This window comes from Aeromicrobium sp. IC_218, assembly GCF_004336805.1.
Lineage (GTDB): Bacteria > Actinomycetota > Actinomycetes > Propionibacteriales > Nocardioidaceae > Aeromicrobium.
Genome location: NZ_SJXM01000005.1, coordinates 1 through 14,343, shown reverse-complemented (window position 1 = coordinate 14,343; position 14,343 = coordinate 1). Strand labels below are relative to the sequence as shown.

Annotated in this window: 14 protein-coding genes and 1 rRNA gene; 13 read left to right on the top strand and 2 right to left on the bottom strand. The window is 72.6% G+C overall.

Annotated features, from left to right (window positions below; all coding sequences use genetic code 11):
* Positions 1–50 precede the first annotated feature (50 nt).
* The 9 genes from groL to E0W78_RS07385 all read left to right on the top strand — a co-directional run bounded on the left by groL (position 51) and on the right by E0W78_RS07385 (position 9,416).
* Positions 51–1,682, top strand: coding sequence for a chaperonin GroEL (groL, locus tag E0W78_RS07425; RefSeq protein WP_131403232.1), 1,632 nt, complete (start codon positions 51–53; stop codon positions 1,680–1,682).
* Positions 1,683–1,777: 95 nt separating this feature from the next.
* On the top strand, positions 1,778–2,479 hold the full coding sequence (locus tag E0W78_RS07420) for a hypothetical protein (RefSeq protein WP_242686270.1): 702 nt from the start codon (positions 1,778–1,780) through the stop codon (positions 2,477–2,479).
* A 51-nt stretch (positions 2,480–2,530) separates the two neighbouring features.
* Entirely contained in the window at positions 2,531–3,814 is a 1,284-nt protein-coding gene (locus E0W78_RS07415; RefSeq protein WP_131403230.1) for a GAF domain-containing protein, read from the top strand.
* Positions 3,815–3,903: 89 nt separating this feature from the next.
* The gene (gene adh / locus E0W78_RS07410; RefSeq protein WP_131403229.1) at positions 3,904–5,427 is read left to right on the top strand and encodes an aldehyde dehydrogenase; all 1,524 of its coding nucleotides are present in this window, start codon (positions 3,904–3,906) and stop codon (positions 5,425–5,427) included.
* A 4-nt stretch (positions 5,428–5,431) separates the two neighbouring features.
* The gene (locus tag E0W78_RS07405) at positions 5,432–5,830 is read left to right on the top strand and encodes a DUF779 domain-containing protein (protein WP_131403228.1); all 399 of its coding nucleotides are present in this window, start codon (positions 5,432–5,434) and stop codon (positions 5,828–5,830) included.
* A gap of 105 nt (positions 5,831–5,935) precedes the next feature.
* Positions 5,936–7,525, top strand: a complete 1,590-nt coding sequence (locus E0W78_RS07400; protein WP_131403227.1) for an AMP-binding protein — start codon at positions 5,936–5,938, stop codon at positions 7,523–7,525.
* A 38-nt stretch (positions 7,526–7,563) separates the two neighbouring features.
* Positions 7,564–7,947, top strand: coding sequence for a type II toxin-antitoxin system PemK/MazF family toxin (locus E0W78_RS07395; protein WP_242686269.1), 384 nt, complete (start codon positions 7,564–7,566; stop codon positions 7,945–7,947).
* Positions 7,944–8,951 carry a YihY/virulence factor BrkB family protein gene (locus E0W78_RS07390; protein ID WP_131403226.1) on the top strand — a complete coding sequence of 336 codons (1,008 nt, stop codon included), beginning with the start codon at positions 7,944–7,946 and terminating at the stop codon, positions 8,949–8,951. Before E0W78_RS07395 ends, E0W78_RS07390 begins: the two co-directional genes overlap by 4 nt.
* Before the next feature lie 69 nt (positions 8,952–9,020).
* Positions 9,021–9,416 carry a cold-shock protein gene (locus E0W78_RS07385; protein ID WP_019144760.1) on the top strand — a complete coding sequence of 132 codons (396 nt, stop codon included), beginning with the start codon at positions 9,021–9,023 and terminating at the stop codon, positions 9,414–9,416.
* Here the strand turns inward: E0W78_RS07385 and E0W78_RS07380 are convergent.
* Positions 9,413–10,804, bottom strand: a complete 1,392-nt coding sequence (locus E0W78_RS07380; protein ID WP_242686268.1) for an MFS transporter — start codon at positions 10,802–10,804, stop codon at positions 9,413–9,415. The two genes, E0W78_RS07385 and E0W78_RS07380, sit on opposite strands and share 4 nt — an antisense overlap.
* Before the next feature lie 87 nt (positions 10,805–10,891).
* Here E0W78_RS07380 and E0W78_RS07375 point away from each other — a divergent pair, with 87 nt between their 5' ends.
* Positions 10,892–11,668, top strand: a complete 777-nt coding sequence (locus E0W78_RS07375; RefSeq protein WP_131403225.1) for a DUF3027 domain-containing protein — start codon at positions 10,892–10,894, stop codon at positions 11,666–11,668.
* Positions 11,669–11,710: 42 nt separating this feature from the next.
* Here E0W78_RS07375 and E0W78_RS16850 read toward each other — a convergent pair whose 3' ends face one another.
* Positions 11,711–12,124: a DUF2530 domain-containing protein gene (locus E0W78_RS16850; RefSeq protein ID WP_242686267.1), complete on the bottom strand. Its 414-nt coding sequence runs from the start codon at positions 12,122–12,124 to the stop codon at positions 11,711–11,713.
* Between the two features lie 60 nt (positions 12,125–12,184).
* On the opposite strand from E0W78_RS16850, the gene E0W78_RS07365 reads away from it, so the two are divergent.
* The 3 genes from E0W78_RS07365 to E0W78_RS07355 form a co-directional block, all read left to right on the top strand.
* Positions 12,185–13,195: a hypothetical protein gene (locus E0W78_RS07365; RefSeq protein ID WP_131403224.1), complete on the top strand. Its 1,011-nt coding sequence runs from the start codon at positions 12,185–12,187 to the stop codon at positions 13,193–13,195.
* 13 nt (positions 13,196–13,208) lie between these two features.
* The gene (locus E0W78_RS07360) at positions 13,209–13,727 is read left to right on the top strand and encodes a gamma carbonic anhydrase family protein (RefSeq protein WP_131403223.1); all 519 of its coding nucleotides are present in this window, start codon (positions 13,209–13,211) and stop codon (positions 13,725–13,727) included.
* A 497-nt stretch (positions 13,728–14,224) separates the two neighbouring features.
* A 16S ribosomal RNA gene (locus E0W78_RS07355) occupies positions 14,225–14,343 on the top strand; the annotation flags it as partial.

Below are 14,343 nucleotides of genomic sequence, written 5' to 3'. Positions count from 1 at the left end.
GCGGGCACCACCCGGCCGCACATCCACGCACATGACGCGGAGAGACTGACATGGCCAAGACCATTGCATTCAACGAGGAGGCCCGCCGCGGCCTCGAGCGGGGCATGAACACCCTCGCCGACGCGGTGAAGGTCACGCTCGGCCCCAAGGGCCGCAACGTCGTCCTGGAGAAGAAGTGGGGCGCCCCCACGATCACCAACGACGGCGTGAGCATCGCCAAGGAGATCGACCTCGAGGACCCGTACGAGAAGATCGGTGCGGAGCTCGTCAAGGAGGTCGCCAAGAAGACCGACGACGTCGCGGGCGACGGCACCACCACCGCCACCGTGCTCGCCCAGGCGCTCGTGCGCGAGGGCCTGCGCAACGTCGCGGCCGGCGCCAACCCGATGGGCCTGAAGAAGGGCATCGAGACCGCCGTCGAGGCGATCAGCACGCAGCTGCTCGGCATGGCCAAGGAGATCGAGACCAAGGAGCAGATCGCTGCGACGGCCTCCATCTCGGCCGCCGACGCGTCCGTCGGCGAGATCATCGCCGAGGCGATGGACAAGGTCGGCAAGGAGGGCGTGATCACGGTCGAGGAGTCGAACACCTTCGGTGTCGAGCTCGAGCTGACCGAGGGCATGCGCTTCGACAAGGGCCACATGTCCGGCTACTTCGTCACGGACCCCGAGCGCCAGGAGACGGTGCTCGAGGACCCGTACATCCTCATCGTCAACAGCAAGATCGCCTCGGTGAAGGACTTCGTCCCGGTCCTGGAGAAGGTCATGCAGTCGGGCAAGCCGCTCGCGGTCATCGCCGAGGACGTCGAGGGCGAGGCCCTGGCCACCCTGATCGTCAACAAGGTCCGTGGCACGTTCAAGTCGGTCGCCATCAAGGCCCCCGGCTTCGGCGACCGCCGCAAGGCCATGCTGACCGACATCGCGATCCTCACCGGCGGCGAGGTCATCAGCGAGGAGGTCGGCCTCAAGCTCGAGAACGCCGACCTGACGCTGCTGGGCACCGCCCGCAAGGTCGTCACCACCAAGGACGAGACCACCATCGTCGAGGGTGGCGGCGACGCCGCGCAGATCGAGGGCCGGGTCAACCAGATCCGCGCCGAGATCGAGAACAGCGACTCCGACTACGACCGTGAGAAGCTGCAGGAGCGCCTGGCCAAGCTGGCCGGCGGCGTCGCGGTCATCAAGGTCGGCGCGGCCACCGAGGTCGAGCTCAAGGAGCGCAAGCACCGCATCGAGGACGCCGTCCGCAACGCGAAGGCGGCCGTCGAGGAGGGCATCGTCGCCGGCGGCGGCGTCGCGCTCGTCCAGGCCACCACGGCCGCGTTCGAGAAGCTGTCGCTCGAGGGTGACGAGGCCACCGGTGCGGCGATCGTCCGCACCGCCGCCTCCGCGCCGCTCAAGCAGATCGCGGTCAACGCCGGCCTCGAGGGCGGCGTCGTCGCGGAGAAGGTCGCCGGCCTGGAGGCCGGTCACGGCCTCAACGCGGCCACCGGCGAGTACGTCGACATGATCGCCCAGGGCATCATCGACCCCGCCAAGGTGACCCGCTCGGCGCTGCAGAACGCGGCCAGCATCGCGGCCCTGTTCCTCACCACCGAGGCCGTCGTCGCCGACAAGCCGGAGCCGGCCGCCGCCGGTGCCGGTGCGCCGGACATGGGCGACATGGGCGGCATGGGCTTCTGAGCCCCGTCTCCTAGCACCACCTCGCGAGGGCCCCGGACGATCGTCCGGGGCCCTCGTGCGTCCGCGCGGCCGCGCGAGGTGGCAGGATGCCGCGGGTGGATCCCGAGCACCGTCAGCGCCTGCGCGACGCCGGCGTGGACGCCGAGGCGCTCGACGCGCGCGCATGGCAGCTGGCCGCCGACGGCCTCCCGGAGTGGTGGTCCGAGCTCGGCAACGCGCTGTACCTGGCCGAGGGCGCGTCGCTGCCCGAGCGGGTGCTGCGCGAGCTGACCCTCATCCCGTTCCACGACGCGGTCCTGGTCGTCGGCTCACCGATGACCTGGCTGGCCTCGCTGCTCGTCGGCGGCGACGGGGCCACGGTCTTCCTGGACGCCGGCGTCCAGCTGACCGCGGGCGAGATCTACTGCGGCGGCGGCTCGTCGGTCGTCCTGCACGGCCCGCTGGTCGCGACCCGCTGCGCCGTGGTCGACGCCCGCAACGGCGGCACCGTCGTGGCCGGCGCCGACCAGCTGTGGGCGGCGAACGTCTACGTCGCCACCGACGACATGCACCGGCTGGCCGACCGGGCGACGGGGGAGCGGCTCAACCCGTTCGGTGCCCACGTGCGGCTCGGGCGGCACGTCTGGCTGTGCCGCGACGCGGTCGTCACCGGTCACGCCGACGTGGCCGACGGTGCCGTGGTCGCCATGCGCAGCGTCGTCCGCGGCCAGAAGGTGCCCGCCCACGCGGTGGTCGCCGGGGTGCCCGCGCGGGTCGTCCGCGAGGACGTCGCGTGGAGCCACGACGACCTGCCCTGACCATCCTCTCGCGAGGGTGACCCACGTCACACGGGTGCGTACACTCCGGTCATGGGACGCAGCCAGGACGTCGCGGTGCCGCCGGGCGCCGACCCCGTCGCGCTCGTCCGGGAGCTGCGCCGCGCGCACGACGCGTTCGTGCAGACCGGCACCGCCGACCCCCGCCTGAGACCGCTCGTCGCCGAGTCGTGGCGGCGCAGCGTCGGCACCGGGCTCGACCCCGAGGCATCCCTGCCGAGCATCCGGCTGGACGACGCCGGGCTCGCCGCCGTCCGCGCGGCGCACCCGCTCGCGTCCGTGATGCCGGTGGTGCGGCGGCTGCTCGTCGACCCGGCCGCCGACGCCGGGCTGCTCGTCGCGGTGAGCGACGCCGCCGGCCGGCTGCTCTGGGTGGAGGGCTCGCCGACCCTGCGGGCGCGGGCCGAGGGCATGCACTTCGTCGAGGGCGCCGACTGGAGCGAGGCCAGCGCGGGCACCAACGCCCCGGGCACCGCCCTGGCCCTCGACCGTCCGGTGCAGATCTTCGGCCCCGAGCACCTCGCGCGCCCGGTCACGCCCTGGAGCTGCTCGGCCGCCCCGATCCACGACCCCGACACCGGCGCCCTGCTCGGGGTCCTCGACCTGACCGGCGGCGACGAGGTCGCCGGCGCCCAGAGCCTCTCGCTGGTGCGGGCCACGGTCGCGGCGGCCGAGGCCGAGCTGCGCATCGAGCGGCTGTCCGGCTCCGGCCCACGTCACGTCACCGGCTGGACGGCCCCGGCCCGGCTCGACGTCCTCGGGGCGCGCACCGCCGAGCTGCGGCACGGCGGCTCGACCAGCCGGCTGTCGCTGCGCCACGGCGAGATCCTGCTGCTCCTGGCCGCGCACCCGGACGGCCTCACGTCGGGCGAGCTGGGGGTCGCGCTCAGCGACGACGAGCACGCGCCGGTCACCGTCCGGGCCGAGCTCTCGCGGCTGCGCGCCGCCCTGCCGTCGGTGCGGCTCACGTCGCGGCCGTACCGGCTGGCCGAGCCGCTGCGCACCGATCTCGACGACGTCCGCGACGCGCTGCGCGACGGCAGCCTGCGCCGGGCCGTCGCCGGGTACCGCGGGCCGGTGCTGCCCGCCTCGGACGCACCCGGCGTCGTCCGGCTGCGGGCGAGCCTGCACGAGCGGCTGCGCAGCCACGTGCTGGCCTGCCCGGACGCCGACACCGTGCTGGCCTTCGCCGACACCGCGCACGGACGCGACGACTACGACGTCTGGCAGCACGCGCTCCGGGTGCTGCCGTCCGGCTCGCCGCGCGCCGCCCACGTCGCCGCGCACCTGGACGCGCTCGACGCCGAGCTCGGCTGAGCGCTGCAACGTCCGCGCAACGTCGCTGTGACTAGCGTCACGGCCACGTCCTGACCCGGACGTACCCCCACTCGCACCGAGGAGCGTCCATGAGCGTCTACGCCCAGCCCGGTACCGACGGCAGCGTCGTCAGCTACAAGTCCCGCTACGACAACTGGATCGGCGGCGAGTACGTCGCCCCGGTCAAGGGCCAGTACTTCGAGAACCCGTCGCCGGTCAACGGCAAGGTGTTCTGCGAGGTGGCCCGGTCCACCGCCGAGGACGTCGAGCTGGCCCTCGACGCCGCGCACGCGGCCGCTCCCGCGTGGGGCCGCACCTCGCCGGCCGAGCGGGCGGTCGTCCTCAACCGGATCGCCGACCGCATCGAGCAGAACCTGGAGATGCTGGCCGTCGGCGAGACGTGGGACAACGGCAAGCCCGTCCGCGAGACGATGGCCGCCGACCTGCCCCTCGCGGTCGACCACTTCCGCTACTTCGCCGGCGCCATCCGTGCCCAGGAGGGCAGCCTGTCGCAGCTCGACGACGACACGGTGGCCTACCACTTCCACGAGCCGCTGGGCGTCGTCGGCCAGATCATCCCGTGGAACTTCCCGCTGCTCATGGCCACCTGGAAGCTCGCGCCCGCGCTGGCCGCCGGCAACGCGGTGGTGCTCAAGCCGGCCGAGCAGACACCGGCGTCGATCATGCTGCTCGTCGAGCTGATCGCCGACCTGCTGCCGCCGGGCGTGCTCAACGTCGTCAACGGCTTCGGCGTCGAGGCCGGAGCGCCGCTGGCGTCCAGCAGCCGCATCCGCAAGATCGCCTTCACCGGCGAGACGACGACCGGCCGGCTGATCATGCAGTACGCCAGCCAGAACCTCATCCCGGTCACCTTGGAGCTGGGCGGCAAGAGCCCGAACATCTTCTTCGAGGACGTCGCGTCGGCCGACGACGCGTTCTACGACAAGGCGCTCGAGGGCTTCGCGATGTTCGCGCTCAACCAGGGCGAGGTCTGCACGTGCCCGAGCCGCGCGCTCATCCAGAACTCGATCCTGGAGCAGTTCCTGCCCGCGGCGACCGACCGGACGAAGGCGATCAAGCAGGGCAACCCGCTCGACACCGAGACGATGATCGGCGCCCAGGCCAGCAACGACCAGCTCGAGAAGATCCTCAGCTACATCCAGATCGGCATCGACGAGGGCGCGCGGGTCATCACCGGCGGCGAGCGGACCGACCTCGGCGGCGACCTGTCCGGCGGCTACTACGTGGCGCCGACGATCTTCCAGGGCACCAACAAGATGCGGATCTTCCAGGAGGAGATCTTCGGCCCCGTCGTCTCGGTGACCGGGTTCGACGACTTCGACGACGCGATGAGCATCGCCAACGACACGCTGTACGGCCTCGGCGCCGGCGTGTGGTCGCGCGACACCAACCGGGCCTACCGGGCCGGCCGGGCCATCCAGGCCGGACGCGTGTGGACGAACTGCTACCACCAGTACCCCGCGCACGCGGCGTTCGGCGGCTACAAGTCCTCGGGCATCGGCCGGGAGAACCACCACATGATGCTCGACCACTACCAGCAGACGAAGAACCTGCTGGTGAGCTACTCGCCCGACGCCGCCGGCTTCTTCTGAGCCGATGACCGTCAGCCGCGTGGCGCTGACCCCGGAGGCCGCGGACCTGCTCCGCGGCCTCCGGGCGCAGCACGGCCCGCTCATGTTCCACCAGTCCGGCGGCTGCTGCGACGGGTCGGCGCCCATGTGCTTCCCGCAGGGGACGTTCCTGACCAGCGCCGCCGACGTCCACCTGGGCGACCTCGACGTCGGGACCGCCGACAACGACGCGGCCGGCGTCGTGCCGGTGTGGATCTCGCGCGAGCAGTTCGCCTACTGGTCGCACACGCACCTGACGATCGACGTGGTGCCCGGCCGCGGGGCCGGGTTCTCGCTGGAGTCGCCGACCGGGTTCCGCTTCCTGGTGCGCTCGCGCGTCCTCACCGAGGACGAGACGGCCGAGCTCGCCGCGCAGGAGGCCTGACGACTCGGACGCACGCCCCGTCGTGACCCATCTCTCCTCGCCGTCACCGGCATCTGACATCGTCGTTGTTACGGTGACTCAGGTCACCGTCGACGAGAGGGAAGCATGGGACGCTCCGCCGGACCCCTGACCGTCCTGCACCGCATCGGGATGCTGCGGCCGCAGGCCCCGCACCGGATGCTGGCTGCCGGCCGCGAGCTGCTGACGTGGGGCCCCGGCCTGCCGTCGGGCGTGCACGCGAACGCGCACCGCGCGCCGCAGCAGGTCGCCATCGCCGACGACGCGGGGGAGACCACCTGGCGCGAGCTGGCCGACGACGTCGACCGGCTCAGCGCCGCGCTGCGGGCCCGGGCCGTGGGCGAGGGCGACGCGGTCGCCGTGCTGTGCCGCAACCACCGCTTCATGGTGCAGACCCTCGTGGCCGCCATGCAGGTCGGTGCGAAGGTGCTGCTGCTCAACACCATGGCCAGCGGTCGCCAGCTCGAGGAGCTCGTGCAGCGCGAGGGCGCGGTCATGGTCGTCCTCGACGAGGAGTTCCTCGGCCTGTGCGCGCCGCTCGACCGCGACATGCTCGTGCTGGCCTGGTCCGACGGCGGCACCGAGCTGCCCACCGTCTCGTCGCTGGCCGCCGCCCACCCGGCCAAGCGCGTCCGCAAGCCCGAGCGGCACGGCCAGATCATCATCTTCACGTCCGGCACCACGGGCGCCCCGAAGGGCTCGCGCCGCGAGGAGCCGAAGAACCTGCGGCCGATCCTCACCTTCTTCGGCGCCATCCCCTACGAGGCCGGCGCGACGGTCGTCGTCGCGGCGCCGCTGTTCCACTCCTGGGGCCTGCTCAACTTCGGCTTCGGCCTCATCGCGACGCCCACGTACGTCATGCGCCGCCGGTTCGACCCCGCCCAGACCGTGCGCGACGTCGCCGAGCACCGGGCGTCGGTGCTGGTGGCGGTGCCGATCATGCTGCAGCGAATGGCCGACCTGCCCGACGAGGCCACCCGGGGGCTCGACGTCTCGAGCCTGCGCATCACGGCCACGAGCGGCTCGGCGCTGGCCGGCGACCTGGCGATCCGCTTCATGGACCGGTTCACCGACTCCATCTACAACTTCTACGGCGCCACCGAGACGGCGTGGGTGACCATCGCGAGCCCGGACGACCTGCGCGCCGCCCCCGGCACCGCGGGCGTCCCGCCGAGGCGCACCACGGTCAAGGTGCTCGGCCCCGACGGCCAGGAGGTGCCCCCGGGCGAGACCGGTGTCATCCACGTCGGCAACGACATGCCGTTCGGCGGCTACACCGACGGGCGCACCAAGGACTTCGCCGGCGGCCTCATGAGCACCGGCGACGTCGGCCACCTCGACGAGGCCGGACGCCTGTTCGTCTCTGGCCGCGACGACGAGATGATCGTGTCCGGCGGCGAGAACGTCTTCCCGCGCGAGCTCGAGGACGCGCTCGCCGAGCACCCGGCCGTCGCCGAGGTGGTCGTCACGGGCGTGCCGGACGAGCAGTGGGGCCAGACGCTGGCCGCGTACGTCGTGGTCCGCGACGGGCACGAGCTCGACCACGGCGGCGTCGTCGACCACGCCAAGCAGCACGTGGCGCGGTTCGCGGTGCCGCGGCACGTGGTCTTCCTCGCCGAGCTGCCGCGCAACCCCACCGGCAAGGTCATGCGCCGCGAGCTGCCGCCGCACGTCTGAACCGGCCCGGTCCGGTCCGCTGTGGCAGGCTTGCCGCCGTGGAGATCGTCTACGCGCCCGACCCGGACGGCGACGCCGACCCGGGAGAGGTCGTGTGGGCGTGGGTCCCCTACGAGGAGGACCCCTCCCGCGGCAAGGACCGGCCGGTGCTCGTCCTGGCCCGCGAGGGCGACGCGCTGGTCGTCCTGCCCATGACCAGCCACGACCACGACCGCGACGCCGCCCAGGAGGCCCGCGCCGGACGCTTCTGGATGGACGTCGGCACCGGCGCGTGGGACGCGGCCGGACGCCCGAGCGAGGTGCGGCTCAACCGGTTCGTCCGGGTACAGGCCAGCGACGTCCGCCGCGAGGGTGCCGTCATGCCCCGTCCCGTCTTCGACCAGGTCGCGGCCGCGGTGCGCCCCTACCTGCCGATCCCGTGAGCGCCGTCGGGACCGTCGACGGCTTCCAGCGCCGTCACCGCGTCGTCGGCTTCCCGCTCGCGGTCGTCTACAAGTACTTCGACGACCAGGGCCCCTACCTCGCCGCGGTCATCACCTACTACGCGTTCACCGCGATCTTCCCGCTGCTGCTCATCGCGTCCTCGGTGCTGGGCTTCCTGCTCCAGGGCGACGTCGAGCTGCAGGAGACGCTGCTCGACAGCGCGGTGAGCCAGATCCCCGTGGTCGGGCCGCAGCTGGCCCGGCCCGAGGGCATCAGCGGCAGCGGGTCGGCCATCGTCGTCGGTGTGCTCGCCGCCCTCTACGGCTCGCTGGGCGTGGGGCAGTCGCTGCAGAACGCGTCCAACGTCGCCTGGTCGGTGCCGCGCAACAGCCGGGCCAACCCCTTCCTCATGCGGCTGCGCAGCCTGCTGCTCGTGGGCATCGTCGGCCTCGCGGTCGTGGCGCTGACCGTCCTGACCTCCGTGCTGCCCACGCTCGAGCCGTTCAAGGACGAGGCCGCGTGGGTGTCGCGGCTGCTCATCCCGGTCACCTGGGCGCTCATCTGGTTCGTCTTCATGGCGCTGTTCCGGCTGTTCGCCGTCGTGCGTCCGGGCTGGATGCGCGTGGCCCCCGGTGCGGCGTTCGTCGGTGCCGCCTGGATCGCGCTGCAGCAGGGCGGCCAGGCCTACGTGAGCGGCGTCGTGAGCCGGGCCAGCGAGCTCAACAGCGTCTTCGCGGTCGTCCTCGGCCTCATGGCGTTCATCTTCCTCGCGTCCTGCGCCGTCGTGCTCGGCCTGGAGATCAACGTCGTCATCGCCCGGCGACTGTTCCCGCGGGCGCTGCTGACCCCGTTCACCGACCGCGTCCACCTCACCGAGGCCGACCGGCGGGCGTACGCGCTCTACGCCAAGGCGCAGCGGCACAAGGGCTTCCAGTCCATCGACGTCCACTTCCGCGACGAGGACGACGAGCATGACGCCAGCACGCCCATCGGGTCCGCCTGAGCCGGGGTCGAGGGAGTTGGACCCGATCACTAGGCTGAGGCTTCGCACCAGCCGAGAGTGAGGAACGCCATGCCCACGGGCAAAGTGAAGTGGTTCGACGCTGACAAGGGCTTCGGATTCCTGAGCCAGGACGACGGCGCGGACGTGTACGTCCGCAGCGACGCCCTGCCCGCCGGCGTGCCGTCGCTCAAGCCCGGGCAGCGGGTGGAGTTCGGCATCGCCCAGGGGCGCCGCGGCGACCAGGCCCTGCAGGTGCGCCTGCTGGAGCCCGCGACGTCGGTCGCGCGCAACCAGGCGGCCGCCCGCCGCAAGGCGCCCGAGGACATGGTCGTCATCGTCGAGGACCTCATCGGCCTGCTGGACCGCCTCGGCGAGGGCTACCGCCACGGCCGTCACCCCGACGCCCGCACGGCCAAGCCGACGGCCAAGCTGCTCCGCGCGCTGGCCGACGAGCTCGAGCTCTAGCGGCTCGCCGCGGCGGCGTCCTGCCCCGCGGGACGCCGCTCGCGCTGCGTCAGCTGCCAGACCACCAGAGCCAGCCAGCCGACCAGCAGCAGGGCGACGACGCTCAGGCCCAGGCGCGGCGTCTGCAGGGCCAGGCCGAGCCCGGCGAAGCCGCCGAGCACCCAGGCCAGCTGCAGCACCGTCTCGGACCGGGCGAACACGCTCGTGCGCACCGTCTCGGGCACGTCACGCTGGATGAGCGCGTCCAGGCTCAGCTTGCCCAGCGACTGGCACAGGCCGACCGCGAGCCCGAGCGCCACGGCGGTCGCCAGGCCGTACGCGAGCGCGGCGAGGGCGAGCACCGCGACGTCGACGGCGAGCACCACGAGCACCGTCGTCTGCGGCCGGCGGGTCCGCAGCGCCGACCCGAGCAGCACGCCGACGGTGCTGCCCGCCCCGGCGGCGCCGATCACCAGCGCCATGAGGATCGTGACGCGGTCCTCCCAGCCGGGGAACGGGTCCGAGCGCAGCACGAAGGCCATGAACATGGTCAGGAAGCCCGACAGGAACCGTAGACCGACGTTGCAGCGCAGGCCCACGACGACGTCCGGGCTGATGCGCACCCGGCGACGGCGCTGGCGCGGCTGGTCGTCCAGCACGTCCTGCTCGCCCTCGGTGGAGTCGACCCGCGACGGCAGCAGGACGGCCAGCACCGTGCCGACGACGAACAGGCCGAAGGCGTAGCGCAGCGTCCACTGCGGACCGATCGCCGCCAGCCCCACGGCGATCGGGGCGGAGATGGCCGCGGCGCCGGTGCCGGTGAGCGAGATGCGCGAGTTGGCCTTCACGAGCGTGAACTCACGGGGGAGAAGCCGGGGCACCGCGGACGCCCGGGTGACGCCGTACGCCTTGGACGCCACCAGGCACCCCAGCGCGGCCGGGAAGAGCGCGGTGGACTCGGTGATGACCGCGCCGGCCGCGACCCACGCGCAGAACGCGCGCACGGCCAGCGTGGCGCCGATGGCCCAGCGGCGTCCGCGCCGGAACCGGTCCAGGAACGGGCCGATCAGCGGCGCGACGATGGCGAACGGCAGCATCGTGAGCAGCAGGAAGCGCGCCACGTCGCCGTGCGCCTCGTCGGTCGGCACGGTGAAGAACAGGCTGCCGGCCAGCGAGACGGCGACGGCGGCGTCGCCGGCGGTGTTGAAGGCGTGCAGCTCGAGCAGCCGGGACAGGCCGCTCTCGCCGGCACCCTTCGCGTGCGTGAAGCGGCGGGCCTGGACGAAGGCCCGCCGGGTGCCGCGTCCGGTGCCCCGGCCGACGGCTCCGACGGCACGGGCCGCCTGGGTGGTCGCCGCGCCGAGCCGCTCGGGCCAGGTGCGCTCGTCGGGGGCGGGGGACTCGGGCACGCGTCCATCCTGCCGCAGCGCGCGGCCCGCGCGCGGCGTCCACGCCCCGGTTTGGGCGGGCCGTGGTGCCTGGGGGAGAATCGACACATGTCCGCCGCAGCGAACGACGACGCCCGCGCGTCCGTCGACCCCGTGCTCGCCGCCGCCGTCGACGTGGCCCGTGCCGCCGTCCTCGACGGCACCGAGGCGACCGCGGTCGGTGAGCACCGCGAGGTCCGCGCCGCCGGCCCGCTGCTGGCCACGCACGTCTTCGCCTGCCTGCTGCCGGGCTACCGCGGCTGGTACTGGGCCGCCGACGTCACCCGCGCGCCCGACAGCGAGCAGGTCACCGTCAACGACGTCGTGCTGCTGCCCGGCGACGAGGCGATCGTCGCCCCGGCCTGGAAGCCGTACAAGGACCGCATCCGCCCCGGCGACCTCGGCCCCGGCGACCTGCTGCCGCCCGAGGAGGACGACGTCCGGCTCGTCCCGTCCTGGACCGCCGGCGACGGCGAGGAGCAGACCCCCGACCGCTACTTCGCCCGCGAGGTCGGCCTCGGCCGCCGCGTGGTGCTCTCGCTCGAGGGCCGCGTGCAGGCGGCCGACCGCTGGTACGCCGGCGAGCAGGGTCCCGACGTGCCGCTGGCCCAGCAGGCGCCGGGCGTCTGCGGCGGCTGCGGCTTCCTGGTGAGCCTGGCCGGCCCGCTGTCGTCCAGCTTCGGCGTGTGCGCGAACGGTCAGGCCAACGACGACGGACGCGTCGTGGCGCTGTCGCACGGCTGTGGCGCGCACTCCGGTGCCACGGTGCGGCGCAGCACGTCGGCGCAGGCCCTGCCCGACCCGGTGCTCGACACGACCACGCCGGACGTCGTCGAGCTCGACTGAGCGCGCCCTGCGGGGACCGTCCGGACCTCTCCGGACGGCCGGCTAGACCCGGCGGCGGCGACCGCCGGCAGGCACCTGCGAGCGCAGCGCCTTGCGGCGCCGGCGGCAGTACTCCACGCCGATGAGGCCCAGCCCGAAGCCGGCCACGCACGTCCACAGCCACCAGGTGCGGCCGTCGTCGTCCAGGGTGCCCAGGAACGGCAGCAGCCCGATGATCGCGACGCCCCAGACGATGGTGCCGACGGTCATGGTGCGGACGCCGTCGAGGTCCATCGGCTCGACCTGCGCGACCCGGTGCGTGGTGCGACCGAGCTCGAGCTCGGTGAGCTCCGGCCGGCCGAACTCGTGGCGGCGGGCGATGCGCTCCAGGCGGGCACGCTCGCGGTGACCCAGCTTGCGCTCGATCGTCGCGGGTCCGTCGCCCTCGTGGATCTCCCAGTCCTCGCCGTCACTCACGCCCCACACAGTACCGCCCGTCCCGCGACGTCCGCGGCGGCTCCTGAGAGACTGGCGAGGATGAATCCTCGCTACCGGCGGCTGCTGATCCCCGGACTCCTCGTGCTCCTGCTCGTCGTGGTCGTCGTGGCCTCGTTCGTGCAGGACGCCCAGGCGTCCGCACCCGCCGACGAGCCGCAGCGGGTCTCGGTGGTCGACGACCCGCGCATCAGCGAGTCCAGCGGCCTGGCCGTCAGCCGGCATCACCCCGACCTCGCGTACACGGTGAACGACTCCGGCCACGACGCCGAGGTGTTCGCCGTCCGGGTCTCGACCGGCGAGGTCGTGGGCGTCACCCGGCTGCGCGCCGAGACCACCGACGTCGAGGCGATGGCCCTCGACGACGACGGCCGGCTGTGGGTCGCCGACACCGGCGACAACCGTGGTGCCCGCGACGAGGTGGCCCTGCACGTCCTCGACGAGCCCGGGGAGGGTGACCACCGGGTGCGTCCCACCACGTACCGCGTCGACTACGGCGACCGGTCGCCCGACGTCGAGGCGATCGTCGTCCGTGACGGCACGGTCTCGCTGCTGGAGAAGGCGCTGGCCGGGGGAAGCCGCTTCGAGCTCGCCGTCGGCGACCTGGACGCCGACAGCAGCAACCAGGCACGCGAGGTGGCCGCCGACGTGCCGGGCCTGGTCACCGACGCGACCGCCGTGCCGGAGTCCGACCGCGTCGTGCTGCGCACGTACGTCTCGCTGGTCGTGCTCGACGCCGACTGGCGGCCGGTGACCTCGTTGAGGGCGCCCGTCACCCGGCAGGGGGAGACGGTCGCGGCCGAGCCGTCCGGACGCAGCGTCCTGGTGGGCAGCGAGGGCACGTCCCAGCCGCTGTGGCGGGTCGCCCTGCCGGCGTCCGACGCGGAGGGGACGGCCGACGTCGTCGCCGCGCCCGGCTCGGAGCCCGTCTCGGAGACGGCGTCGGCCTACCCCGTCGAGACCCGTGACGTCGTCGTCGCGGCGGCGGTCGCCGCGGGTGTCCTCGTGGTCGTCGCCCTCCTCGTGGTGGGGCTGCGGCGACGCCGCGCCTGAGTACGTTGGGGTCATGCTGATCCCGCTTCCCGACCGCACGCCGGACGTCGACGACACGGCCTGGGTCGCCCCGAACGCCACGCTCGTCGGCGCCGTGACCCTCGGTCCCGGCGCCAGCGTCTTCTACGGCGCCGTGCTGCGCGCCGACAACGAGCCGATCGTCGTGGGCCCCCGCTCGAACGTGCAGGACAACTGCGTCTTCCACGTCGACAAGGGCAAGCCGGTCCGGCTGGGGGAGGGCGTCTCCGTCGGGCACGGCGCCGTGGTGCACGGCGCCACGATCGGCGACCACGTCCTGGTGGGCATGGGAGCCGTCGTCATGAACGGCGCAACCATCGGTGACGAGTGCCTGCTGGCCGCCGGCACGGTCGTGACCGAGGGGATGGACGTGCCGCCCCGGTCCCTGGTCGCGGGCGTCCCCGGGAAGGTCCGGCGCGAGCTCTCGGACGCCGAGGTCGAGAAGCTGCACGAGAACGCGCGCATCTACGAGGCGCACCGTGACCTGCATCGCACTGCGAGCTCGACGGACTGATCCCAGGCGTCCCGGACGCCTCCGATCGGGACTCGGCGGGCCGGAATTCCGGTCGTTTCGGGGCATCGGACGGCCACCGCATCAGGGGACCGACCCCGATTTGGAGATCCGGCAGGGGCCCGTGTAATGTTCTCTTTGTTGCGCCGCACGGCGGGGCGGAAGGCCTGAAAGGGTCGGCTGTCCGGTGGGCGTAGCAGGTCTCAACCGAAACGGCTGATCCCGAACCTTTGGTGTGTTCTGGGCAGGTCGCCGAAAACGCGGGACGTGTGGTCTGGCCCCGTCTAGGGCTTCTCTTTGTGAGGGGTTTCTGGGTGGTGTGCGTCTGATCCTTGAGAACTCAACAGTGTGCAATAGTCGACGAGATTAATTAGTAGTAAACCCCCGTCGGCAGTGACCAGCTTGCTGGTTGTTGTTGGCGTTGGTTAATTCCGACAAATTGTTTGTCAGCAAACCTTTTGTCAGGAATCAAAACGATGTTGGCCCCTTTGTGGGGTTTTTCAACGGAGAGTTTGATCCTGGCTCAGGACGAACGCTGGCGGCGTGCTTAACACATGCAAGTCGAGCGGTAAGGCCCTTTCGGGGGTACACGAGCGGCGAACGGGTGAGTAACACGTGA